At 56.5% G+C, this 23,044-nt stretch carries 21 protein-coding genes; 12 read left to right on the top strand and 9 right to left on the bottom strand.

The annotated features are described in order from the left end of the window. Nucleotides 1-293 precede the first annotated feature (293 nt). The gene (locus tag GH983_RS22200; RefSeq protein ID WP_153763702.1) at nt 294-1,739 is read left to right on the top strand and encodes a toll/interleukin-1 receptor domain-containing protein; all 1,446 of its coding nucleotides are present in this window, start codon (nt 294-296) and stop codon (nt 1,737-1,739) included. A gap of 4 nt (nt 1,740-1,743) precedes the next feature. Continuing rightward, nucleotides 1,744-3,252, top strand: a complete 1,509-nt coding sequence (locus tag GH983_RS22195; protein ID WP_153763701.1) for a hypothetical protein — start codon at nt 1,744-1,746, stop codon at nt 3,250-3,252. A gap of 60 nt (nt 3,253-3,312) precedes the next feature. Here GH983_RS22195 and GH983_RS22190 read toward each other — a convergent pair whose 3' ends face one another. The 5 genes from GH983_RS22190 to GH983_RS22170 form a co-directional block, all read right to left on the bottom strand. Further along, nucleotides 3,313-3,780 (bottom strand): TIR domain-containing protein, encoded by a 468-nt coding sequence (locus tag GH983_RS22190; protein WP_153763700.1) that lies wholly within the window; start codon nt 3,778-3,780, stop codon nt 3,313-3,315. 1 nt (nt 3,781) lies between these two features. Further along, nucleotides 3,782-4,375, bottom strand: a complete 594-nt coding sequence (locus GH983_RS22185; protein ID WP_153763699.1) for a 7-cyano-7-deazaguanine synthase — start codon at nt 4,373-4,375, stop codon at nt 3,782-3,784. Next, nucleotides 4,372-5,076 carry a DNA lyase gene (locus tag GH983_RS22180; protein WP_153763698.1) on the bottom strand — a complete coding sequence of 235 codons (705 nt, stop codon included), beginning with the start codon at nt 5,074-5,076 and terminating at the stop codon, nt 4,372-4,374. The genes GH983_RS22185 and GH983_RS22180 overlap by 4 nt, the downstream gene beginning before the upstream one ends. Next, complete coding sequence (locus GH983_RS22175) at nt 5,073-6,476, bottom strand: toll/interleukin-1 receptor domain-containing protein (protein WP_153763697.1); 1,404 nt, start codon at nt 6,474-6,476, stop codon at nt 5,073-5,075. Before GH983_RS22175 ends, GH983_RS22180 begins: the two co-directional genes overlap by 4 nt. 66 nt (nt 6,477-6,542) lie before the next feature. Further along, the gene (locus tag GH983_RS22170; RefSeq protein ID WP_246727628.1) at nt 6,543-7,724 is read right to left on the bottom strand and encodes a carbohydrate kinase family protein; all 1,182 of its coding nucleotides are present in this window, start codon (nt 7,722-7,724) and stop codon (nt 6,543-6,545) included. Between the two features lie 117 nt (nt 7,725-7,841). Here GH983_RS22170 and GH983_RS22165 point away from each other — a divergent pair, with 117 nt between their 5' ends. The 3 genes from GH983_RS22165 to GH983_RS22155 all read left to right on the top strand — a co-directional run bounded on the left by GH983_RS22165 (nt 7,842) and on the right by GH983_RS22155 (nt 11,212). Beyond that, a complete protein-coding gene (locus tag GH983_RS22165; RefSeq protein ID WP_153763696.1) occupies nt 7,842-9,185 on the top strand; it encodes a TRAFs-binding domain-containing protein in 1,344 nt (447 codons plus the stop codon). A 118-nt stretch (nt 9,186-9,303) separates the two neighbouring features. After that, on the top strand, nt 9,304-10,185 hold the full coding sequence (locus tag GH983_RS22160) for a DUF4231 domain-containing protein (RefSeq protein WP_153763695.1): 882 nt from the start codon (nt 9,304-9,306) through the stop codon (nt 10,183-10,185). A gap of 193 nt (nt 10,186-10,378) precedes the next feature. Continuing rightward, nucleotides 10,379-11,212, top strand: coding sequence for an IS5 family transposase (locus tag GH983_RS22155; RefSeq protein ID WP_153763694.1), 834 nt, complete (start codon nt 10,379-10,381; stop codon nt 11,210-11,212). Between the two features lie 167 nt (nt 11,213-11,379). Here the strand turns inward: GH983_RS22155 and GH983_RS22150 are convergent. Then, a protein-coding gene (locus GH983_RS22150) for an IS630 family transposase (protein WP_194842851.1) occupies nt 11,380-12,323 on the bottom strand; the annotation gives its coding sequence in 2 pieces (ribosomal slippage) (nt 11,380-11,999 and nt 11,999-12,323; 945 coding nt in all). A gap of 137 nt (nt 12,324-12,460) precedes the next feature. Between GH983_RS22150 and GH983_RS22145 the strand changes: the two genes are divergently transcribed. After that, nucleotides 12,461-12,754, top strand: a complete 294-nt coding sequence (locus GH983_RS22145; protein WP_153763759.1) for a TIR domain-containing protein — start codon at nt 12,461-12,463, stop codon at nt 12,752-12,754. A gap of 68 nt (nt 12,755-12,822) precedes the next feature. Here GH983_RS22145 and GH983_RS22140 read toward each other — a convergent pair whose 3' ends face one another. Together GH983_RS22140 and GH983_RS22135 are read right to left on the bottom strand one after the other, a co-directional pair. Then, nucleotides 12,823-16,620 (bottom strand): hypothetical protein, encoded by a 3,798-nt coding sequence (locus GH983_RS22140; RefSeq protein WP_153763693.1) that lies wholly within the window; start codon nt 16,618-16,620, stop codon nt 12,823-12,825. 122 nt (nt 16,621-16,742) lie between these two features. Further along, nucleotides 16,743-17,891 (bottom strand): RHE_PE00001 family protein, encoded by a 1,149-nt coding sequence (locus GH983_RS22135; RefSeq protein WP_153763692.1) that lies wholly within the window; start codon nt 17,889-17,891, stop codon nt 16,743-16,745. Between the two features lie 14 nt (nt 17,892-17,905). On the opposite strand from GH983_RS22135, the gene GH983_RS22130 reads away from it, so the two are divergent. Beyond that, nucleotides 17,906-19,579 carry a transposase gene (locus tag GH983_RS22130; RefSeq protein ID WP_153763691.1) on the top strand — a complete coding sequence of 558 codons (1,674 nt, stop codon included), beginning with the start codon at nt 17,906-17,908 and terminating at the stop codon, nt 19,577-19,579. A gap of 5 nt (nt 19,580-19,584) precedes the next feature. Here the strand turns inward: GH983_RS22130 and GH983_RS22125 are convergent, their stop codons facing one another. Then, the gene (locus tag GH983_RS22125; RefSeq protein WP_153763690.1) at nt 19,585-19,932 is read right to left on the bottom strand and encodes a hypothetical protein; all 348 of its coding nucleotides are present in this window, start codon (nt 19,930-19,932) and stop codon (nt 19,585-19,587) included. A 358-nt stretch (nt 19,933-20,290) separates the two neighbouring features. Between GH983_RS22125 and GH983_RS22120 the strand changes: the two genes are divergently transcribed. The 5 genes from GH983_RS22120 to GH983_RS22100 all read left to right on the top strand — a co-directional run bounded on the left by GH983_RS22120 (nt 20,291) and on the right by GH983_RS22100 (nt 23,029). After that, the gene (locus GH983_RS22120) at nt 20,291-20,584 is read left to right on the top strand and encodes a type II toxin-antitoxin system Phd/YefM family antitoxin (protein WP_153763689.1); all 294 of its coding nucleotides are present in this window, start codon (nt 20,291-20,293) and stop codon (nt 20,582-20,584) included. Continuing rightward, the gene (locus GH983_RS22115) at nt 20,581-20,958 is read left to right on the top strand and encodes a type II toxin-antitoxin system VapC family toxin (RefSeq protein WP_153763688.1); all 378 of its coding nucleotides are present in this window, start codon (nt 20,581-20,583) and stop codon (nt 20,956-20,958) included. Before GH983_RS22120 ends, GH983_RS22115 begins: the two co-directional genes overlap by 4 nt. A gap of 10 nt (nt 20,959-20,968) precedes the next feature. After that, on the top strand, nt 20,969-21,217 hold the full coding sequence (locus GH983_RS22110) for a type II toxin-antitoxin system Phd/YefM family antitoxin (protein ID WP_194842850.1): 249 nt from the start codon (nt 20,969-20,971) through the stop codon (nt 21,215-21,217). Then, the gene (locus GH983_RS22105; protein ID WP_153763686.1) at nt 21,214-22,344 is read left to right on the top strand and encodes a tyrosine-type recombinase/integrase; all 1,131 of its coding nucleotides are present in this window, start codon (nt 21,214-21,216) and stop codon (nt 22,342-22,344) included. Before GH983_RS22110 ends, GH983_RS22105 begins: the two co-directional genes overlap by 4 nt. Nucleotides 22,345-22,540: 196 nt before the next feature. Further along, nucleotides 22,541-23,029: a sigma factor-like helix-turn-helix DNA-binding protein gene (locus GH983_RS22100; RefSeq protein ID WP_153763685.1), complete on the top strand. Its 489-nt coding sequence runs from the start codon at nt 22,541-22,543 to the stop codon at nt 23,027-23,029. Nucleotides 23,030-23,044 lie beyond the last annotated feature (15 nt).

Genomic DNA, 23,044 nt, shown 5'->3' with positions numbered 1-23,044 from the left:
CCTGTTGTTACAAAAGCCATCCGGTTCAGATTCCCCAATCGCCGACATCGGCCCGGCCTGGGCGAAATGACCGATCTCAGGCCAAAGGCCGGCCTGTCAGATTTTGATATCGGCGACCAGAAAGCAGTCATCCGAATCGTCCGGTCCTTGCCAACCAAATGCGGATGACATTGCGCTTTTGTTGCTGGGGCCAATACTTTGGACGTGTACAGCATCGGTCCCGGCCTTGACTGCCAGCACCATTGTTTCACTATCTGTTCTCGCTCAACTCTGCCAGAATCGGGGACGTGTCAGTGACGAATGTTGCTCCTCTAACCGTAAAATCTAGTGCGGCTTCGGATGCTGTCCGAGAGAGCATCTTCATCAGTCATGCAACACCGGAGGACAACGCGTTTACCCTCTGGCTGGGTAATCGACTTGATGCCATGGGTTACGACGTTTGGGCGGATATCTTCCGCCTAAAAGGTGGAGACAACTGGGAGGTGATCCTCGAAGAGGCGATCCGCCACCGAGCCGGCAAGGTTCTAGTTGTCTCGAACCCGGTCAGTATGGCCAAACAAGGCGTACGAAACGAAATCAGTATCGCCCTGACGACCGGCAAGGGTATCAACGATGACAGTTTCGTCATTCCTTTGCGCACCGCCGAATATGAGTCCTCGTTCCAGATGGTACATGCGCAGCGCGTCGACTTCATGAAAGGCTGGGCCCATGGTTTGCGTGACTTGATCGAAACCTTGCAAGCCGCGGGTATACCCCGTCGAGGTGCTTCCGAGCGCTCCCGGATATGGCGCGAGATCTCCCTCCGAGACGGACGGGGCGTGGTGGAAACGAGCGAAAGACTCGTATCGAACTGGCTGCGTGTCAAAGTCCTGCCGCGGGATTTGCGGATCTATGATTTTGCGGGCGGGATCTCGATTGGCGCGAAGGACCGCGCCGTAAAGAGCTGCCCACTGCCGCTGGTGCCCTCTGGACGCGGTTTTCTTACCTTCGCCTCCCCACCGGCATTGCATGAACACTTCGGCGACAGCCTCCCGATTAGCATCACCGGAATAGTCGAAACGGAAGAGTTTCTCACGAGGGGTGCTCCCGGCTATCGTATCGACACTAATCATGCGCGACGCCATGTCGTCGATCTTATGAGACAAGGTATCGATCGCCGGCTGAGGCAGGCCGGATTGCAGGCAACGGAAATGGCAAGTGGCCGGAATATGTGGTGGCCTGACAAGAATGCGGCCGGCCTGGAGCAGAAAGCTTTTTCTTGGGAACACGGTCCATCCGGGCGCCGGCAGCTTGTTGGTCAGTCCAAGGCGCGCAATGTGTTCTGGCATTATGGGATCAGCGCATGGCCAGCCACCGCCCCGTTCCATCACTTTCGCCTCTCCGGCCACGTGATCTTCACGGTGGATGGTCGGTCTACGGTCGGTGACGCCAGGCGCATGCACACGATGCGGCGAACCATGTGCAAGTCTTGGCGCAATGATCGGTGGCGGGACCTGATGCTCGCTTACCTGGGATGGGTCGCCGGTAACGCGACCGAGCTGTCCATCGACATGGGCGGCGATGCTTTCATGACGCTCGAAGTACCTCCAGTGCAGTTCGACGTACCTTTCGGGCTGGCGGAGACCGCCGCTGCTGAGGAGCAGGAGGACGAGGAAACGGGCGACATTCTCGCAAGCTCGGATGACGACTTTGGGTTCGATGACGAGAATGACTTCGATATACCCGAAGATGAGGAGTGACGGGGTGAGAGCCATTCATGTTCCCGAGCCGTTGCTCGAGTTTCGCTATGGCCAGCGCATGGTCTATCCGCGGGACGGACTATTTCTTTTCGGCCCTGGCGATGGAGGGCGAGCACCCATAGATTTCGGCGTGATCGGCACTTCCGCGGGAGTCGCCCGCTTCCGGAGGTGGATGGGCTCGGTCGGCAATGTAATAGACGCCGCCAATGGCGACCCGCAGCATGTGCCGTTTCCGGGTTTTGGCGCCGCTTTCGCCAGTGCCTGGCCCGACAAGCCGCGGCACATCATCGATAGCATTGACCCCGCGGCCGTCTCGCGGGCTCTTCGCCTAGAGAACAGGAACGAGGCGATCAAAACAACCGTGGATCTTTACGTCGATCCACTGGTGGCGGCGGCCGATCGCTTGGAGGCGCCTCCGAATTTCTGGTTTGTGATCATTCCCGAGGAAATCTACAAGCTCGGGCGGCCCCAATCGAGCGTCCCCAAGGCGGACCGCGTCCGCGGCTCGGTGAATCTGTCCAAGTCCGCTGCCAGGGACTTGATGCTGGAGCCGACCTTTTTTCCCGAAGATCTGGAAGCGGCAGAGATTTATCAGTATGCCACCCATTTCAGGCGCCAGTTGAAGGCCCGCCTGCTCAAAGATCGTATCGTCACCCAGATCGTCAGGGAAACCACGTTAGCACCCAACGACTTCCTGAATAAAATCGGTAAACCGCTGCGACGGTTGGAGGACCCCGCCACGATCGCTTGGAAGATATTAACCGGCGCCTATTACAAGGATGGCGGACGACCATGGCAGTTGGCCGACGTCAGGCCCGGCGTTTGCTATGTCGGCCTCGCTTACAAGCGACAGGACCATAGCTCCGATGAGCGTTACGCCTGTTGCGCCGCCCAAATGTTTCTTTCGAGCGGTGAAGGCGTCGTATTTCGTGGTGCACTCGGCCCATGGTTTCATTCCGAATCCAAGCAGTTCCATTTAAGCGAGAATGCGGCATTCAGTTTGGTTGAGATGGTGATCGCCGAATATCGACAAATGCATGATGGAAAGCCTCCCGCCGAGCTATTCATTCATGCCAAGTCTTCGTTCATGGACCCGGAATGGAAAGGCTTTGAGGCTGCTGCTCCGGGGACCAATATCGTGGGGGTGCAGATTTCCGATGCGAAAGACCGTATGAAGCTATATCGGCCCGGTCGATATCCGGTCATCCGCGGAACGGCCCTGATCTTGCACGATCGCCGCGCTTTCCTCTGGACGTCAGGATTCGCTCCGCGCCTCGATACCTACCAAGGGCCGGAGACGCCCAATCCCATAGAAGTGCGAATACAGCGCGGAGATTGCAAACTCGAAACTGTGCTAGGGGACGTGATGGGCCTGACCAAGATCAATTTCAATTCTTGCCTCCACAATGATCGATTGCCGGTGACAATACGTTTCGCCGACGCGGTGGGCGACGTGATCCTCGCAGCGCCACAGACCGGCGAACCCAAGCTGCCGTTCAAATATTACATATGAGGCAACGCCAGCTACCGGTTAGAGTAGGACGTGATCCTTTCACGAAACTACCTAACGCAGCTATCTGAGCTCGTCGGACAGCTTATTCCAAGGCACAACTTTGATCTGATTTTCCTTTATCCAATGCGGATGAACTGTAGGAGCCTTGCCTTGCGGATGCACAGCGATGACCCTCTTGCCGAGACTAATGCTCTTCTCGACCTCCCACTGCACCCATTGGCTCTGCGCGGTGCTCTCCGACAGGTAGACCACCGTTAATGAGGAACGATTGATCCGTTCGGTGATCTTCTGCTTGATATAAGCCGCTCTCTCACTGTCGTAAGGTTCGCGGACCGAGTGATCATTGAATTCGATATCGCTGTTTTCGTTCTTCGCATGAGCCCGAAGCAGGTTCACCTCGTTGATGTCCTCGGTCGCGAAACTGATAAAGACGTTACGCTTGCCAACTTGAAGGGCCGCTTTTGCCTTTTCTTCAAGGGAACGAATGTCGCCCAGCCGACTCCAACTTCCGCTGCTTCCACCCCCCATTTTAAGCCTCCCCGACCTTGAATTCATTACATGCAATGCATTCGCCACAAGGTTCCTCTAGGCCAAGATGGCACGAGTATGTGCCGCCTACACCCTTAGCTTTTGCGAGCTGTATCACTTCAGCTTTGTGGAAGGCCGCTAACGGCGCGAGCACTTTGATAGAGCGGCCCATGATACGAGTGATTAGAGCTTCAGCGTCGTGCAAGAAGCCGGACGTTTGATCGGGGAACAGGCTTGTTTCCTCGTGAAGTAGACCAATCGACACCGCGTCGGCATTGACTTGGTGGGCGTGCGCCGCTGCCGTCAACAAAAACAGCATATTGCGACCGGGCGTGAACGCGTCTTCAACGATGTTCTTGGTGGGGTCAGTCAGTCCGGAGCGGATCAACCTTCCGTACCCGGGGAGGTCGGCTACTTCTAGCTCATTCAGGATGCCCAACTTTTTCATGGCGTTTTTACAAGCGGCGAGTTCCCGATCAATCGCCCGTTGGCCATAATTGACGAACAGGGGGTGAACCTTCAGCCCTTCTTCGACCGCCAAATAGGCCACCAAAGTGGAATCGAGGCCGCCGGACACCAATGCAACTACGCTCATATTAGAAGTTCCTCAGTGACCGGTTTTTGTTTGAACATTCGCATCACGATCCATATCGCCCAATCCATGAGGCCCACAGCCGCGCCAAGACTGCTAGCATAGGAACGCAAGGTATCCTCGCGCCTGCGGTACTCGGACATCTTCGAAATCGAGCTTGGAGCGGCTGAGCAGAGCCCCATCTCTGCCATAAACTCGAGCACATGCCGGTCAAGTACGGCGAGGTCGTAGCTGACCCCGCAATTGCGTAGAAACATACTGGCTTGCTTCGGTCCCATGCCAAGTGTGTTGTCCACGAGCCACGATCTCAACTTGGCAGGATCCTGATGTATCTCGAGCAAGTTTCCTAGAGTGCCGGCTTGCCGCGTTACGGCGACCCGCGCAGCTGCAAGTTGGCGTCCTCGCGAAGCAGGAAACCGGTAGCGCCTGAATGCTCCATCTACGAAAAGGGGCGCCTTTAAAATAGAGACGATCCGATCCTCGGTGTCGTCAAGCGCCTTGATGTGGAGAATGCTTTCGCGGTCGATAGCCTCGGCCGCTGCAACCGACAGGGGGTAGGGCACTTGGCTGCTAAGAACGCAACATGAAAACTCTTTCCAAAGGACACGTTCCTCGAATGTTGCTGGAATCGATAGGGCCCTCTCCTCGACGTCTGTATATATCGAGATGACTGCGCGCTCGAGACGGTTGCGCAGCGAGCTCATTGGAATATATCCGGAATAGCGTTCCTGATTTGCTGGACGCTAGCCGAGCCAATCATGTCCGTCAGCATATTTTCCATTTTCTTATACTTCACTGCATTTGCCAGTCTCACCTCGAACTGGCGGTAATAGTCGAGATTGTGCAGGGCTACTTTACCTGCGTATTCGATCTTCGGATCATCGATCGCGTCCAAAGTCACCTGCGAGTCTGAAAAACTCATCTGATATTTGAAGAAATCAAAATGCTGGAAATGATGCAATCGATGTGTCTGTTGATCAACAACCATCCGACACCACTCGAGGCCGTCGAAGCTATCCGCGCCCGCGGCGGCCAAAAGCGCAATACTCCAGGGGTTCCCGGTTCCAAGCACATGCAGGGGTTGGTAATAGGGTAACGTATCAAGCTCTCGCCTTATACGCTTCACCGTCTTCGCTCGGTCGATCAGGCCTGACCCTAGCTCCCTTTCCGCTACCGCAATAAGAGGAGCAGAGAGTGTGACGGCGACTTCTTTGACAATGTACGGCAGGTCTTTGACGTTGTATCCACTCAAGGTCTCTTTCGGTGCGTGGACGATTGGTAATATTTTTGCCGTGGCCGCAGTACGGTCCCGTTTCACCGCCTTGACTACGCTTTCTATCGCCCTTTCGGGCTCAACCCTTGGCGTCATGACATCAAAGCAATATGCCCAGTCATGGGGAACGTCTTTCATAGCTTCTGCGAATTTCGAGGCGGTCCAACTGTCGTCCCCCCGCCGAGTTGCCTCGTAGTTGCCCGAGTCAATCAGGATAAATCCACCATCCTCCTGAATCTGTCTTAATTCCTGGATTATTCCCTTGGGGCGCCGGGAGGGAAGCAGATCGTATGCCGATACCAGAATTGCTGACGCGCCGAACAACCTGAGTGCTTTGACGGCATCGAAAGGCACCAGTTGCGTCTCATGGGACGAAACGGACAGAAGAAGGCTTGGCCACGTGAGTGATATTTGCGGAGAAGGAGCCAGTTGCCTTACCGGCTTCTTTTGCGGGACTACATTTGAAATTTTGGCAACCAGTTGTTCAAAACACGAATGAGCGGATGAATCGTCCCACGAGTTGAAATCAACGCCGCTTCGGCCACCAAATGGATACATCATTTCAGCCGAATCCAGACGGATCGGAATTATCGGAACTTGATGCCTTTCGGCGAGGCGAACCTCTTCGCGTACTGGCTTGCTAACGCTGGCGTCTTTCGACCAAATGACGACCGCACATTTTGCCTTCGCAACTTCGCGCTCGATAACTTCCGAATAATCGCCAACTAGATTGTAGTCCCACCAGACGTCCCACTGCACTTCCAATAGCTTAACGATTTTACTTGTCGTTTCGTTATCTTTGCTGGAGTGGATGACATAAACATCCGCCATTACGAGCGTTCCCCCGACTCGCTAAAAGGTACCATAGCAATACATTGGCGCAATTTGAAATTGAAGTCATCGCTCTCTAACAGGCCATGCGGCGACATATAAGGCCGTGGTAAAATCATCTTTAATTACAACGTCGATCCATGGTTTAAGCCGCTTTTCTTCGTCCAATACGACAATGCGATGAGCTGCAGGACATTTGCAGATAAACTCTTCAACTGCTTGCAGATTCAGCCCATCAGCTAAGATCAGCAGTGTTTTAGGGCCTACGGGTTGTTCGATTGGTATATCGCCCAAATCAACAGCTTCTACCGCCATCCCAAGCGATTTGAGACAATGCCTTGCTTCTTCGAGAGAATAGCGCCGTCCGAGTGTCTCTGTGGAACCTCGCAGAGACACGCAAGCTGGTGAGGTACCAATGAGAGGAGTTCTTGATAGTGTGGCTAAAGGCGGCAACGGCACCTCACCCGCGTCGCAATAGAGTGACACGGCTTTCGAGGCGGTTTCCGCCGAGCTTACGGCCGGCATCCGTTGCTCAGCCCAGGTATATGCGAAGACCGCACTAAAAACGTCGCCTGTGCCGATTTTGAAAACACGCTCCGAACGGTAGGGCGGAATCTCGCTACTGCGCTCCCGTTCTACAACAAGCGCTCCTCGAACACCGCACTTAACGACGATGACGCTCGCGCGGCATTGATTGATTAGGGTGTCACAGGCGGACTTGATATCTGAGCGGCCGCTATATCGCAGAAGCTCTTCTTCATTGAGCACGATCGCCAGTTCAACCGCCTTTGACCCGTTTGCCTCGAACGGCTCGACAGCACCCGATCCTTGGGGGTCATAGACAGCCCTCTCGGCGTTGACGACTGCAGAACCTTCCAGAAAGCTAAATCTCAAAACACCATCACCAACTACGACCAATGGCATCTGAGCACGTTCGACAGCTGGCCGAATCAATGGATTTGACAGCGGATGGAAATACGCAAATACAATGTCGGTCGTACGCCGCTCACAGACAACATCGACGCCGAGGCTCTTTAGGTAGCCTATGGCCTCACCATCTGGGGACGAACGATAGGTGTGAAATCTTGTCCCCGGCGACAGCTTGCTTAGGACAGCCGCCGCTCTGACCCCAGATCCGAACTCTCTGTTCCAGGATGGCGTCTCACAGACTTCGCGATAAAGTCCGCCAGCGACGAGCATGCAGTCGATTCCTTGTATTTCAATGTCAGATTGCATTTCGTAGTACATGTTTGCCATATATCCAATAAACGAATAGCAGCGACTCAAAATCGTTGCCGATTTTAGCCTGGGTAAGTTTTCTCGCCTCCCGAATGAGGCTGCCCAATTGCAACCGGGAGTCAAGCAGTGGTCCATAAGCCGTTGTGTTTTGTCCTGATGCCTTTCGGAAAAAAGTCCGCCGGCGGCGAGAAGCCGATCGATTTCGATGCCGTTTATCGAGATCTCATCAAACCAGCAGTGGAGCAGGCCGGGCTGGAACCGATCAGAGCTGATGAAGAGCAGGCTGGAGGAATAATCCACAAGCCAATGTTTGAGCGGCTCGTTCTCTGCGATTTTGCGGTGGCGGATCTGACCACCGCAAACGCCAACGTCTTCTATGAACTCGGCGTTCGGCACGCTGCGAAACCGCGAACCACTGTACTCCTTTACGCAGAAGGGCAGGGTCGGTTGCCCTTCGACGTGGCGCCTCTCCGAGCAATGCCCTACCCGGTAAGCGGCAGAGGCGGCCCCGCGAACACGGAGGCATCCATTAAAACCTTAGTCGAGAAAATAAAGGCCGCTAAGAAAAACCTGGACAAAGACAGCCCTCTCTATCAGTTACTAGATGGATATCCTGACATCGCCCATGAAAAGACGGACGTTTTTCGTAGTCAAGTCGCCTACGCCGCTGAGCTCAAGAAGAAACTGCGCGAAGCTAGAAAGCTCGGCCGAGATGCAATTTATCAAGTGGAACTCACCTTAGGTGCGCTCGATGACGAGGAGGCTGGCGTTATAGTCGATCTATTCCTTTCCTACCGGGGCGCCAAAGCGTGGGATGACATGGTAAGGATTTTTGATAGGATCGATGCCCCCCTGCAGAACACAATTTTGGTAAGAGAACAGTACGCGTTCGCGCTTAACCGGGCAGGAAACAGTGAGAAAGCAGAGGAAATCCTGCTCGATCTCATCGAACAACGCGGCGCAAGCAGCGAGACGTATGGCATATTAGGTCGCGTTTACAAAGACCGGTGGCGGAAAGCTAGAGACGAGAACAAGCCCACTAAAGCCAAAGCATATCTAAAACAGGCGATCGAAGCGTACAGCAAGGGATTTGAGGCCGACTGGCGAGATGCTTATCCCGGTATTAACGCTCTGACGCTAATTTATGTGCTTGACCGAAACGATCCAAGACTATCGGAGCTACAACCCGTCGTCGAGTACGCGGTGAGGAGGAAGATCGCCTCCGGCACCCCTGACTATTGGGACTATGCAACACTTCTCGAATTTGCCGTCTTAAGCCATGATCAAGCATTGAGTGAAGAACACCTTGCCAACCTAATCCCAAGAGTGCGGGAACCCTGGGAACCAGAAACGACCGCCGATAATATCCAGCTACTGGCTGATGCTTTGCCGGACGAATCCGAGGAACGCCTCTGGATCCTGATAATCATTGCCGAGCTGCGCGCAATAGCGAAGGAAAAGACGGTTTGAGGTGCGCCCATTGACTGGGATGTTTTTTCTGGGGGTAGGCGGCGAGAATTTGGTAGAGACGCGGTGTACGCTGCGGTATGAAGCGAAAAGTCAACATAGCGACTGAATCGATGTCATTATGACAACTACCCAGTTCGAGTATCCAGCTCTCTACAACACCGCGAACATGATGTCGGCCGGGTCGCAAAGGTCCTTTCTGTGGCTGGTCAGGGCGGAGTATGGCCTTCTGGTCCTAGCGGCCGTCTTCTCAATGAATTTACATACGACTTCGCTGTATTTCGTTATCCCTACGCTTGTTTTGATCGCTTCATTAGCGATCATGATCACTCGGAGCCTGCTGAAGCCGGAGCAAGTCTGGTATCGTAGTCGTGCGCTCGCTGAATCTATAAAAACCTCATCCTGGAAATATTGCATGCGAGGTGAACCTTTTGGCGATGCCGACAACCTTGCGGTGCGCCGAACGGAATTTCGGACGTACCTCACCGAAATATTGGGTGCCAATAGACTTATTGGCGATCGAATGCCTCCTGACCAGGCCGCCGCCGACCAGATCACCACGTCAATGGAAGATGTGAGGGCGTTGTCTCTAGAAGGTCGGATCCAGTACTACGATACGCACCGCATTCTTGAGCAGCGCAAATGGTACGCAGAAAAGGCTGGCGCAAACAAAAGGGCGAGCAGTATCTGGGTTGTCGCGAGCGTGATCGCATATGCGGTTGCCATTGTGCTGAGCCTTTTCAGAATTACTCATCCGTCCTTCACATTCTGGCCGATAGAGCCAGTAATCGTGATTGCGTCGTCAATCCTAGGCTGGATGCAAGTCAAAAAATTCAACGAACTCGCCTCTTCATATACTCTAACCGCACATGAGATTAGCATTATTCGAAGTAAGATCCCGGAGGTGAGAACCGAGGGCGATTTCTCACATTTCGTCGTAGAGGCCGAGCAGGCGTTTTCTAGGGAGCACACGCAATGGGTGGCTCGGCAACAACACGCGTAATCTCTGGAGACAGTCTATCCTGTACCGGAAGAAACTCTTTCGACTGTTCGTAAAGGAGTCGACAGACGAGAATTCGTTGGCTAGTTCGTTCAACCACACCCGGCCGGTCGCTTAGAGGCTGCCTCAAAAAGAGGTGGGTGATTTCAAGAGGTTATGATTCCTTCGGATTTGCAAAGATTCGATGGAGTTCACGATGGCCTGGACAGAAATCACCCGCCGGCATTATGCCCGGCGGACGGCACGCTATGCAAGCGACATGACCGATCGGGAATGGGCACTGGTAGAGCCTTTTCTGCCCATGCCCCGCCGCCTGGGTCGCCCTCGTACCACGGATTTGCGCGAAGTCGTCAACGCGCTCCTTTACATTGCCACGACCGGTTGCCAGTGGCGCATGCTGCCGAAGGATTTTCCACCCTGCTCGACTGTTCAGCGCTATTTCTATGAATGGCGGGCATTGGGGCTGTGGCCACGCATCAATCATCATCTGGTGATGGAAGCCCGCGAACTGGAGGGCAGAGAGGCCTCACCGATGGCCGGGGTGATCGATAGCCAGAGCGTCAAAACCACGGAAAGCGGCGGTATCCGGGGCTATGACGCAGGAAAGAAAACCAAAGGCCGCAAGCGTCATATCATCGTCGACACACTTGGTCTGATGGTCGGCCTCATGGTGCATGGGGCCGATATCCAGGATCGCGATGGCGCTCCCGATCTCCTGAAATCCATCCGCCACAGGTGGCCGTGGTTGCTGCATATCTTTGCCGATGGCGGTTATGCGGGCGACAAGCTGAAACGGCGGCTGAAGAAGATCGGGCGCTGGACGGTTGAGATCATCAAGCGCTCGGACAAGGCGAAAGGCTTCGAAGTCCTGCCGCGCCGCTGGGTCGTCGAACGGACCTTCGCCTGGCTCGGCAGATGCCGCAGATTGGCAAAGGACGTCGAAAAGTCCATCGCCTCATCAGAGGCTTGGATCATGATCGCCCACATTCGACTGATCACCCGACGGCTCGCAAGGTATCGATATCTTTGAAGGCTTTTCGAGTCCGACTCTTAGCTATTTAGAATATTTCCACAATGGATTCGAGCATGAGATACGATGTTTTCATTAGCCATGCTTGGAGTTACAGCGAGCACTACGAAGGCGTCATTCGATTGCTTGCCACGGCGTCGCAAAATTCTTCCTAGAGCGCATCCGTTTTACTCGGGGTCATATCCGCACGATTTGAAGTAGTTGGCGCATTCTTGTGGTTCGAACAGCGTGACGATCTGGCCGACGGTATTCCATAATCCCTCGACCGTTCGCTCAGCTTTGGCGCGCAAGACGGCCTTAAGCTTCGCGAAGGCCTTCTCGATGGGGTTGAAGTCTGGACTGTAGGGAGGAAGGTAGAGCAACCGGCACCCCGCACCTTCGATTGCGAGACGCACGCCCTCCGCCTTATGTGCCGGCAGGTTGTCCATGATGACGATGTCGCCCGGCATCAAGGTTGGAATGAGAACCTGTTCGACATAGGCCTGGAACGCGACGCCGTTCATCGCACCGTCGAGGACCATGGGCGCGGTCATGCCAGATAGCCTGAGCGCGCCGGTAAACGTCGTTGTCTTCCAATGGCCGTGCGGGATCGGTGAACGGCAGCGATCTCCACAAGGGGCCCGGCCGCGAAGCCGAGACATTTTCGTGCTCAAGCCGGTTTCATCGATGAAGACAAGGCGCGCCGGATCGAGATCGAGCTGGCCATCGAACCAGTCCTCGCGACGTTTCAGGAGATCGGGACGCTCCTGCTCCAGTGCATGTGCGGTCTTTTTTTGAAAGTCCAGCCGCGCTTTCGCAGCCAGACGTCAAGCGCACTGCGGCCAATCGATACGGCTCTTTCCTCATGCAATCGCAGGACCATCTCGTTGAGCGTGATGTCCTTCGCCTCTTCGATCATGCCGATGATGAAGTCCTCTTGAGCATCCAGGCGCGAACCGCCGCGTCGGCCCTGCTTCGCCGGGGTCAACCGACCCTGCCGCGCACTCGCAATCCAAGCGATGGCTGTCGAAATTCCAATCCCAAATCGGGCCGCCGCTGATCGCGCCGACATGCCATCCCGTGACGCAGCCAGAACGCGGCTACGCAGATCATCACTGAACGCTCGGGTCATATTGCCTCCGACCAAATCACCAATCGGAGCTATGGAATCAGAATTCGGCAACCAGGGGAATCCTCAACGCGATTCCGCGTTCAATGGACGTGCTCTAGTTTTCCTACCGCGATTACTGCGTTCCAAGAAATGAGCCGATAGTAGCGCCCAATGAAGCTGTTCGCATTTCACTCCTCAAGGGGAAACTAAAGGAGCAGATTCGCCAAGCTAGTTGCGTGATCGTCCCGGCGGGAATGTACGTCAACGAACGGTTTTGGATTAAAACTGAAATCGACCTCGCCTTGAACGAGTTCATGTATCCTAAGCCGATCATCGGCATACGTCGTCGCAACCAACAGCGGACACCTGTTGAGCTCGAGCAACAGGCCGATATCATGGTCAATTGGAACAGTAACAGCTTGGCTAGGGCGATCCATGAAGTCTGTCGCTGAGCACCACGTTCGGCTCTGCCCCAACAGATCGTCGTACTCAATGTCCTAAGACGACCGGCGTCCCGCAATCATCTCCAAGCACTGCCGTCGATCGTGACAAGCGGATTGCCATAGAGCGTCATTGCCAGTGAGCGCTTGAGACTGTAGCTCGATACCCGCGCAACTTCTTGGTTCGCCGCATGACACGCATCGATTAACGGCGATCCGCTGCTCCAAGCTGGAAGAAAGGCTTTCAGCCAAGGACGAACAGCAAAGAACTCCAATGGCCACGATGGCGCAATGACCGCGCTTAATCCATGCCCTATCAGGCGCCGCGCCAGGCCCATCGCGCCGCCGCTTTCCGGATGAAAGTCGTGGCGCCCGCCGGAACAAACAAACAGAATTGCCAAGCGGCTGTTATGAAGAAGATCAACCAGCTGCTTTATGTCGGCGGGTTGATGATGATCATCGCTCACCGATCGGAAATACTTGTTTTCGTGTGAGAGCCCGCCATGCGCTCCAAGGATCGCAAGATCTGCTTTGGAAAAACTCCTCGGGGGTTTGGGTTCCGTGAACAGAGGCACGCTGGCGTCGTTAAGAACATCTACGATGTCATCTCGCAACAGCGAAAGGGTTTCTGTATCAGACAGGTCCGAGGCGACGGGTATCCACGCCGCTGCACTGCCATCTCCCCGACGGTCCGCATCGATCGACGCTCGCAACCATCCAAGCGACGGTGCGGTTGCGACTGCCCTGTCCAAACCGACAAGGTCACCTTCAACGCTCATGACGTTCGGCGGTAGCGGGGTGAGTTCGCCAGCGATGAAAAGCGCTCGTTTCGGGAGCTCGGTAAGGCTGAGGGACGCCGTTGATTCGCGAAACGCATCATCACCAAGCTCTCGATAGCCATAAGGGAAGATCTCCCGCCACTGTTCAAAGGTCTTTGTCTCGAACACTGTGGTCGGTACAGCATCCAGTCTGCATTCGCTTTCCCCACCAAGCCTCCCATACATCAGACCTGCCTCATCCCTTGTCAGGCACACGATCGGCAAACATCGGGCGAGATCGGATGCGACCGTAAGAGGATTGCCACTGGAATGAAGCAATCGAGTGGGCTGTACCAGCTCACCATTCCTCCCCCGCACCTGCAGACCTTGATCGCTCAAGGCTTCAGCAGCGAAGACGAAGCCTTCCAAGTCTTTGCTATCTATGGAAGACCGCGCAAGCTTCCTCGCAATTGATCTGACCAAGCGCAGGTCATAACTGGTGTCGTCGGCATATTGGGAATCAGTAACGCTGCCCGCCACGGCAACGACATCGTCCAGTGTCGGATTATCACTAATCGCAAGGGCTATGGGTTTGTGGGGTATGGGGAGTTTTTCGACAAGTTTGTCGAAAACCAACTGCGTATCTGAATGCCTGGGTAACCCAATTGCTTGCGCCTCGTTCATCAGCTGTCGCAAGAAGACGGTGACAGGGAGCAGCTCGTCATTGGCATTGAGGGCCTCTCGAGCATTTTTGGTTGCATCGGCCAATAGAGTCTCTAAGCCCTCAGCCGAAGCTGTATTTTTCCGGCGCATCTGATCTTTCGCCTGAAGCTCGAACGTGTCGAGGCGATGACCGAAGACATCTTCCAATCCCATCGCGGCCAACGCTTCGCGGCAGCGAGGTATGAGGTCGATAGCTCGATCGGCCAGACCCAGATCACGGAGTAATCTGAACAGAAGATTGAGCTCGTACCAAATTTCGTCCCAAGTGACTCTGTCACTTGCTTCCATGGCGGCGGCAAGCGCCAATAGGGATTCTCTCGTCATGCCCAGACGCGCATAAATATCGGCGAAGGAGAAGAGGGCCTGCCGTCGACGCGGTGGGCTATCGCCAGCAAGTGCAAGAGCCTGTTCAGCCAGATCGCGAGCCGCCTGCGGTTGGCCGCAGACTGCCAGCTTGATCGCCACTCCCCGCAAAACCGTCAAATCCTCATCACTCGCGGTGGCGAGCGGTGCAACAGCAGCCGCGACGACTACCAGATTGTGCAGCACCTGCGTATCGACGCTCTCCCGTCGTCCAGGTTCGAAAAAATTGACAAATTCAAGGATTGCCGCGAGGACTTCATCTGGATCAGCTCCAAGTTCACTCCTGGAGACGGTGTGCTTCGCGATGACGATCACTCCCTCCCCTTTTGCTGCCAGCGCATCTAAGACTCTGCGCGAGACCGCTGGCAAAGAATCAATACCTTTCAATCTGGACCGCGGTTGGATCGTGGTTCGCTCGCGGACCGTGACCGGACTGCCGGCTCGCTCAAGAACTGCACGCAAAAGAATCGCAGGCCCCAACGTTGCGATGTGTGATGCGTCGAGAAGGTCCGCGATGGATGTGCGGACGCGTCCGTCAGTCGGATGAGACGCGAGATATCGAAGCGAAACATCCACCAGTTGGGGAATAGCTGCTTTAACGGCATCAAGATCGCCGGCCAGGATCGTCTGCTCAATTAGATTTGATGCAAGCGTCAGCCAGGTGGCCTCTGTAGAGAAGTCCGTGGCGAGCAGTAGCGCGATCGCGTCCAGCCGCCTATCGATGCGCTCCAATGACCTGATGACCTGCAGACGAATAGTGTTGCTGTGGTCGGGGAACCGGTCGATCAGGTTTTCGATCAGCGCCTCTGGCTGCTTCAGCGCACCAGACTCGATTTGGCCATTGAGTGCCCGATAGAATTGAGCTCGATCATGGTCTTGTGGGGTCGGCAGACCTTCAAATATTTCGGAGGCCTCCTCATACTTTCCCTCTGTTACGGCGTCAAATCCATGCTGTCGGCGAAGAACAACGGAATCCGGATGCAGATTGGTGAGAACAATCATCACCCGTTCGACCAAAGGTCGCCGATCGATCCTCCGCGCAACATTCAAAGCAGTTTCGAGATGAGATTGGGATTGCAGATCAGGCAGACTTTGATCCAGCAGCCAGAAAGATAAATCGTCACGATCGGCTTCGGCAGCAATTTCAGCGATACGAAGAAGGACAGTTGCCGGAAGCGATGCCGTATCTGGCAGGTGTTCCTGAAGGAGTTGTTGAACGGGCGGCTTCAAACCCGCTCGCGAGAAAACGTCTACCTTTAGCGCCCATCTCTGGTCTTCAGACAACCGCACCTCGTTTTCTATGAGGGACAGCGCAGCGCCGGCGCGATCGTGGTCAACGAGATCAGTCAGGCATTCAACGAAAGCCACGACCTCTTCCGCGCCCATTGTGACCGACATACGGAGCTCAAGTAGCCCAACATCTCCTGCATCGCGGAGCCGATCGATATTGGGCTGTCTGGCTGGCAGACCTGTTCTCGTGACCAAGATGATATAGCTGCCATGCGCGCGAGCCACTGTTTCAGCCGCGAGCATCAAATGAGCCAGATGAGGCACCCACTGGTCTTCATCGAGTATGGCCTCGGGCGGAACTGAGGCACCGGCAAATCGATATTCGTTCGCATCAGCGATGATCATCACGTCATGCCCGCCTGCAACCGAAATGGCAGAGATCAGGTTTTCACCGCTGAAGCTGGAGCTTTCGATAAACTTGAGATTTTCGAACCTTGAATCGGCAATATTAGTCGCTCTTTCATCGCGGGCCATGGCGAAATGGGCACGGCGAACACCCCCACGCACTTGGGACCCGACAGTGTCACGATCCCGCTCGCCAAGCGGCGGAAGAACCAGATAGACATCTTGGACTCTGCGCTTGCCGTCCAGCATGCTCAAGTAGCCAGCAATCTCCCCGAGACCATCAGGTTCGCCGAGCGAGCTAAGCGCGAAGACGTCAGCGTTGCCCCACTCTAAATATCCGAAAATCGAAGCCAAGAGTTGATTTTCAGACAAGTCTATTTTTTCCAGATTCTGTGACATCAGACGCACTTTCTTGTACCACGCGTCCGCACAGTGCTGCGGATCTAGGGTTCAATGCAACAATGAACAACGCAGAAAATGAACCGACGGAAGGCGAGATTAATCGCGATAAATTTCGGAGGCTATAGCACCCCCCACGCCCGAAACCTCCCCCTGCCCGTCATCTCGCGAAGCCCCAGTTCCCGCACGATCCGCCGCGCGCCTTGCGGCGTGACCTCAAGCGTCTTCGCCACCATTCCAGCCGAGATCAACGGTCGCGCCATGACGAGCTCGACGAGCTCCGGCAGCCTGGAAGACGTCCGCCGCCCCTCCAGTTTGCGCATCATCATCTGCCGCGCCAGCACCAGCCGGTCATGCTCTTTAAGCCCCGTCTCGGCGGCAATGATCAGCGCCTTGGTTATTGCCAGCAACCGCGTCTCCCGATCACGATGCCGGCGCCGATCGACAGGAATGGCCTTGAGCCCCAGATTGATCGCCGCGAGATGTCCGCCGGTGGTAACGCCGCCCTGGCGCAGGACCGAGGCGGCCAGCAGCCGACCGAGCCAGGGTGCGTGCTGGAGGACGGCGATCTCATTCCAGGCATCGAGGGCTATGATCGCCTGAAGGACCGGTGGCAGATCCTGGGCGCGAGCCAGCACGGCCTGCCACTCCGCCAGACGCTCGTCCTCATCCCAGTCAAGGTCGTAAACGAACGGATCCTTTTCCGGAGCGTCTTTGACACGGCCCGGCTTCTTCGCCTCTTCAATAGCCGCTTCCGAGCGGGCAATTACCGCATCGATCGCAGCGAACGCGTCACCCAGACCGTCTTCAACTTCGTCCTCCACCTCCCCCACCCCGGCCGGAGCAACGGTCGGCTCGACCTTCCCATCCGGCACCGCCTCCCCGTCTTCACCCCATGATGCCGCGGGCCACGCCCGCCCGCGGAGGGAGGCGAGGCCGGGGCTTGAGAGCGCCCAGGCCGGGGGATGGGCGGCGATGCGACGACGGGTTTTCAGGATGTCGCGGGCAATGGTGAGTTCGTGGGTCGGTGCGCGGATGTCGCGAAGCGCGTCATGCAGGACGAGGTCCTCGAGATGGACAAGCTCGCCATCGACCCAGAGCGAGGCATGCGCGTCGAGGAAATGCGAGCGCTTGAGGAAACCCTCACCGACGGGAGAGCGGGCGATGCGCTCGTCGAGTCGCGCAAGGGCGACCGCTGCCTCGGAGATCGGCCGTAGCAGTACCTGGAGCAAATCCGGTGGCACGAGGGATTCCTGTTTGCGGTAATTCATGAGATTCTTCCTTCATGACGAAGCGCCGCCTGCCCATGGTCGAGCATGCTGACACGCTGTCGCTGAAGGCGCTGCGCGAGCTCGTGACCGGCCTGGTGGAGCGGGCTGATCGGGCAGACGCCCGGATTGAGAAGCTCGAAGCTGAAAACCAAAGACTTCGGGATGAGAACGATCAGCTCAGGCTGGAAAACACCCGGCTGAAGATCGACAACCAGCTTCTGCGTGACGAGATTGCGCGGCTTAAAAATCTGCCGCCCCGACCGCCCTTCAGACCATCGGGTATGGAGAAAGCAACGGGTGACAAGCCGCTCTCGGCCAAGGATCCGGCGCCCCGGCCGCGTGGGCCGAAGAACGACACGAAGCGGGTGACGCGTGAAGAGGTGCTGCCTGTCAGTGTGCCGGTCGGATCGCGCTTTAAGGGCTACAAGGACTGCTTCGTCCGAGATCTGGTTCTGCAGGTCGAGGTGGTTCGTTACCGGCGGGAGTGCTGGGTGACGCCGGAGGGAGACACCATCACAGCACAGCTGCCCGCGGGGATAAGAGGTGGCTTTGGGCCCAATCTGCGACGGTTCTGTCTGATGCTGCATGCGCATGGCCAGGTCACGACGCAGCGAATGACGACGTTGCTCAACGACGTCGGTGTCGAGATCTCCAAACGCCAAGTGGTGCGGTTCCTGACAGAAAGGCTGGATGGCTTTCATGCCGAGGATGCCGCCGTGCTGCATGCCGGCCTTGTGTCTGCGCCTTACGTGACCGTCGACGACACCGGTGCCCGTCACGCCAACCGCAATTTTCATACGACGCATATCGGCGGCGAGCATTTCACCGCCTTTCGCACGGCGTCTTCGAAGTCGCGGCTGAACTTCCTCGCCCTCTTGCGCGGCAACTACCAGGACTATGTTCTCAACGACGCCGCTTTCGCGCTGCTGGAAGAACGGCAGGTCGACCCTGCCCTTGCTGCTCGGTTGAACACCCATGAACCGCTGCGGTTTGCCAATCGGGTGCCCTTCCTCCAACATCTTGCCGAACATGGTATCGACATCTTCGACACGGAGACGCTTCGGCCATTTGCGGAGGCCGGCATATGGGGCGCCATCCGCCATCATGGCCTGGTTGGAAACGCGGTGATCGTCTCCGACGATGCCGGGCAGTTTCGAGTTGGTACCCACGCGCTGTGCTGGATCCATGCCGAACGGCTGCTGCACAAGCTGATGCCGGCCACGCCCGGCCAGGTGAAGCACGTCGAGACCCTGCGCGAGCTCATCTGGCACTTTTACAAGGCTCTCAAAGCCTATCGACGAAGGCCTGACCCAGCTATGGCCAAGGGCCTGCAGGCGCGCTTCGACCGGATTTTCTCGATCCGCACCGGCTATGGCGATCTCGACAAACTGCTGTTTCGCCTCAGGCGCCGCAAGCCGGAGCTGCTCATGGTTCTCGAGCGACCGGAGATCCCGCTCCACACGAATGCGTCGGAGCGCGATTTGCGCGGCTTTGTCATCAAGCGGAAGATTTCCGGGGGCACGGTCAGTCTCAACGGCCGTCAGGCGCGCGACAGCATGCTGGGCCTCTCGAAGACCTGCCAGAAGCTCGGCCTGTCGTTCTGGCACTATCTCGGCGATCGGCTGGGGATCAGCACATCGCACCCTGCCATTCCTCCACTGGCCACCATGATCGTTGCCAGGTCCTGAGCGCATCACCGACGTTCCGACTTTGGGAAGGATACGACCTTGCCGTCGTCGGACTGGGTCTGCCCCGCGGTGTCGAGCACGTGGACGCCGGTGGGTTTCAGCAGGGTCGGCGATACATTCCATTGACGGTTATCATCGGCATGCACCGTCACCGTCTTCTTGTTGCGGCGGATGACGACACCACGAACCAGAATACCGCCAGGGCCTTCAAACACCACGCCGCTTCCGACTCTGATTTCTTGAAGGGCTGCGGTGGTTCGCTGGTGATGCAAATACTGGAGACGCTCGACGATGCGCGCGTTGAGTTCAATGAGGGTTGCCTCGTCCAGGCTGTCGATATCGATCTGCCGCATTTGCTCCGCCCCACTCTCCTGTTGATCGTCAACGCCACCATGCCAATCGGCACTTCGGCAGACAACCACACGCCCACGGATCGGCTTGTTTTCGCGCGCTGCCACCGGATTAGCCCCGCTTACCCCTCAGCAGTACCTGGATGGGTACTCTGGCAAAATCGTAAGACATTGAAATTATGGTAAATGATTCGTTAAGAGAAATCTATCTCTACACTAGTGTTCGCCACCTCATAGAATGCTCCAGGCCAAGCCTGGCCGCCGATAAGTAACCCTTATCGGAAGCTACATGTACGCCCTTGTTGTACACATTGGAATCCAATGCTAGATTTGTGTCAGAGCGCAGAAACCGGAGCCAACAATGCCCCAGACGCATTACAAGATCAGTGAGGCGCGCAAGAACTTCGCCGAGGTTCTCGATCGCGCCAATCAGGGCGAAGAGATCATCATCATGCGCGGTAATGAGATCTATGCGCGGATCGGTCCGGCAGATCCCGCTGGCAGGAGACCCTTCGGTCTCTTGGCGAACCGGGGTCTTCCGGACGACCTATTTGACGAGCATGATGCTGAGCAGGCCGCAATCGATGCCGGCGACTGGAACGACGACGTCGGAGTCTTCCAAGGTGAAATGGCCAACGCAGGCGAGCGCTCGTGAAGCTTCTTCTCGACAGCCATGCGGTCTATTGGTGGACGATAGGTAGTGCGCGGCTTTCATCAAATGCACGCTCCCTCATCGAGGACAAGAGCAACGCTGTTCTCGTCAGCGCCGTCTCCTTCTACGAACTGGACAACAAGATGCGGCTGAAGAAGCTTGATCTCAAGCCGCAGGAATTGCGCGCCGCTATCACCTCCAGCGGCTTCCAGACACTCGCCATCAGTGACTTGCATGCGGAACTTGCGGCGGCCTTCGACTGGGAGCACCGGGACCCATGGGACCGGATCCTCGCTGCGCAGACACGGCTCGAGCATTGCGCACTGATCTCGACGGACGTGGTGTTCGATGCCGTGCTCCAGGAGAGGGTCTGGTGAGGAGAAAGCTGTGAGAATTCTCGTTGACGTAACGGAAGCGGCAGAGCGGCTCGAGGAATTGATTGAGCTCGCATTGCGTGGCGATGAGATCGTAATCTGCCGAGACGAGAGAGCGGTCGCGATGCTCAAGCCGATCGCTCAGAAGACCGATCCTTTCGAGAAGCTCCTTGCTCTGGCAGAGGAGGGTCGCAAAAATGTACCGCCTGGCACAACTTCCGACCATTCCGATTTTTATGATGAACACGGCCTGCCCAAATGAGTGCGGTTGATCGCCGCGTCCAGGATCTTGACACCATTGCCGCAGTCCTGCCGATGGAACGCCGTGACGAACTGGCTGAGCTTCTGACCGACCAGGATGTCGAGACGCTGCGTCATCTGGTCAACGAGGGCATGGGCGATAATACCCTTCGAGCCCTCACCTCTGATCTTGCCTATCTGCAGGCCTGGTCGCTCGCTGCGACAGGCCGGTCCCTCCCTTGGCCGGCATCCGAAGCCCTGCTTCTGAAGTTTGTTGCGCACCATCTCTGGGATGCGGAAAAACGTATTCAGGATCCGGATCACGGCATGCCAGCTGACGTCGAGCAGAAGCTCCGCATTCAAGGATTGCTACGATCGCCCGGCCCGCACGCTCCTGACACCGTCCGCCGGCGTCTTGCAACCTGGTCGACGCTGACGAAATGGCGCGGACTGAATGGCTTTTTCGGTTCCCCCGCCCTCAAGTCTGCAATCCGACTGGCCGTCCGTGCGACGCCGCGGCCAAGAAGGCGGAAGAGTGCCAAGGCCGTCACCGGGGATATTCTGTCCCGACTGATCGCGACCTGCTCGACGGGCAGTCTGCGCGACATCAGGGACCGGGCTATCCTCATGGTTGCCTTTGCCTCGGGCGGCCGTCGCCGCAGCGAAATCGCGGGCCTCAGGATCGAGCAACTGCAGCAGGAAGAGCCGATCCAGATCGACGGGGCCCCTCCCCTGCTCTCTCTTTCCATTCATCTTGGTCGCACGAAGACCAGCGGCGCAGATAACGACGAAGTCGTCTATCTCAGCGGTCGACCGGTCGATGCGCTTAACGCGTGGCTTGCCGCGGCGAATATCGACAAGGGCAGTGTCTTTAGGGCAATCGATCGCTGGGGCAATGTTTCGCACCGGCAGCTGGACCCCAAGGCGATCAATGACATCCTCAAGCGGCGGGCGGAACTGGCCGGGCTCGATCCGACAGAGTTTTCGGCGCACGGACTGCGGTCCGGCTATCTGACGGAGGCCGCCAATCGCGGCATTCCTCTGCCTGAGGCGATGGAGCAGTCACGCCATAGATCGGTGCAGCAAGCCTCTGAGTACTACAGTCATGCTCAAAGGAGGAGCGGCAGAGCGTCGCGGCTGCTCGCATGATGGATATCCCACCGGGGCCGCCCAAGCGCGCCAGAAGGTGCTTTGTGTCAAGCACGATTGAGAAGTTTTAGTAGCGTCTCTACCCTGCTTGATTTCCTGTCGCTCAGGCTCCGATCATCTGTTGGGGAATAGGCGGAAGCTCAGAAGGAACCTTGGCCGGTGCCTCGCGTTCACCAGTGTCACGGAGCACCACGTCATGAAGCCTGACACGACAGCAGTTGCCAGCTGCCTTCCCCATCTGCGCTTTTTTGCGCGGGCCATGTGCGCAGATGCAGGTAAAGCGGATGAGGTTGTCGCGGAGTGCCTTGTACTTGCATGTCAGCGTTTCACCGCCGCATCACCGATGGGCCTGTTGCCTCAATTGCTGGCCGAACTGGCGACGCTCATTCGGCAGCAAGAGCTGTCGAAACTCTCAGGCGGCCCTTCAACTCAGAAGGGAACAATGGGGCGATTGCAAAGGCTTCCACCATACCACCGGGATGTCCTGCTGACTGTAGAGCTGTTCAACTTGCGGTATTGGGAAGCAGCAGTAATCTGCGATTGCCCGATCGGGACTATCAAGAGCCGATTGAGCCGCGCCAGAACGTCATTTGCAGCCGTTGAGCCTCGCCCTTTAACCGTAAATCGAAATAAAGGTAGCCAATCCAGGTTCCACCCAGTTGTGAAGTCCCCCCTTCAAGGCTGACTTACGCCGTTACGA

The sequence above is a fragment of the Agrobacterium sp. MA01 genome, assembly GCF_009650195.1.
GTDB lineage: Bacteria > Pseudomonadota > Alphaproteobacteria > Rhizobiales > Rhizobiaceae > Allorhizobium.
The sequence above is the reverse complement of the archived record's forward strand: the minus strand, read 5'-3'. Positions and strand labels throughout refer to the sequence as shown.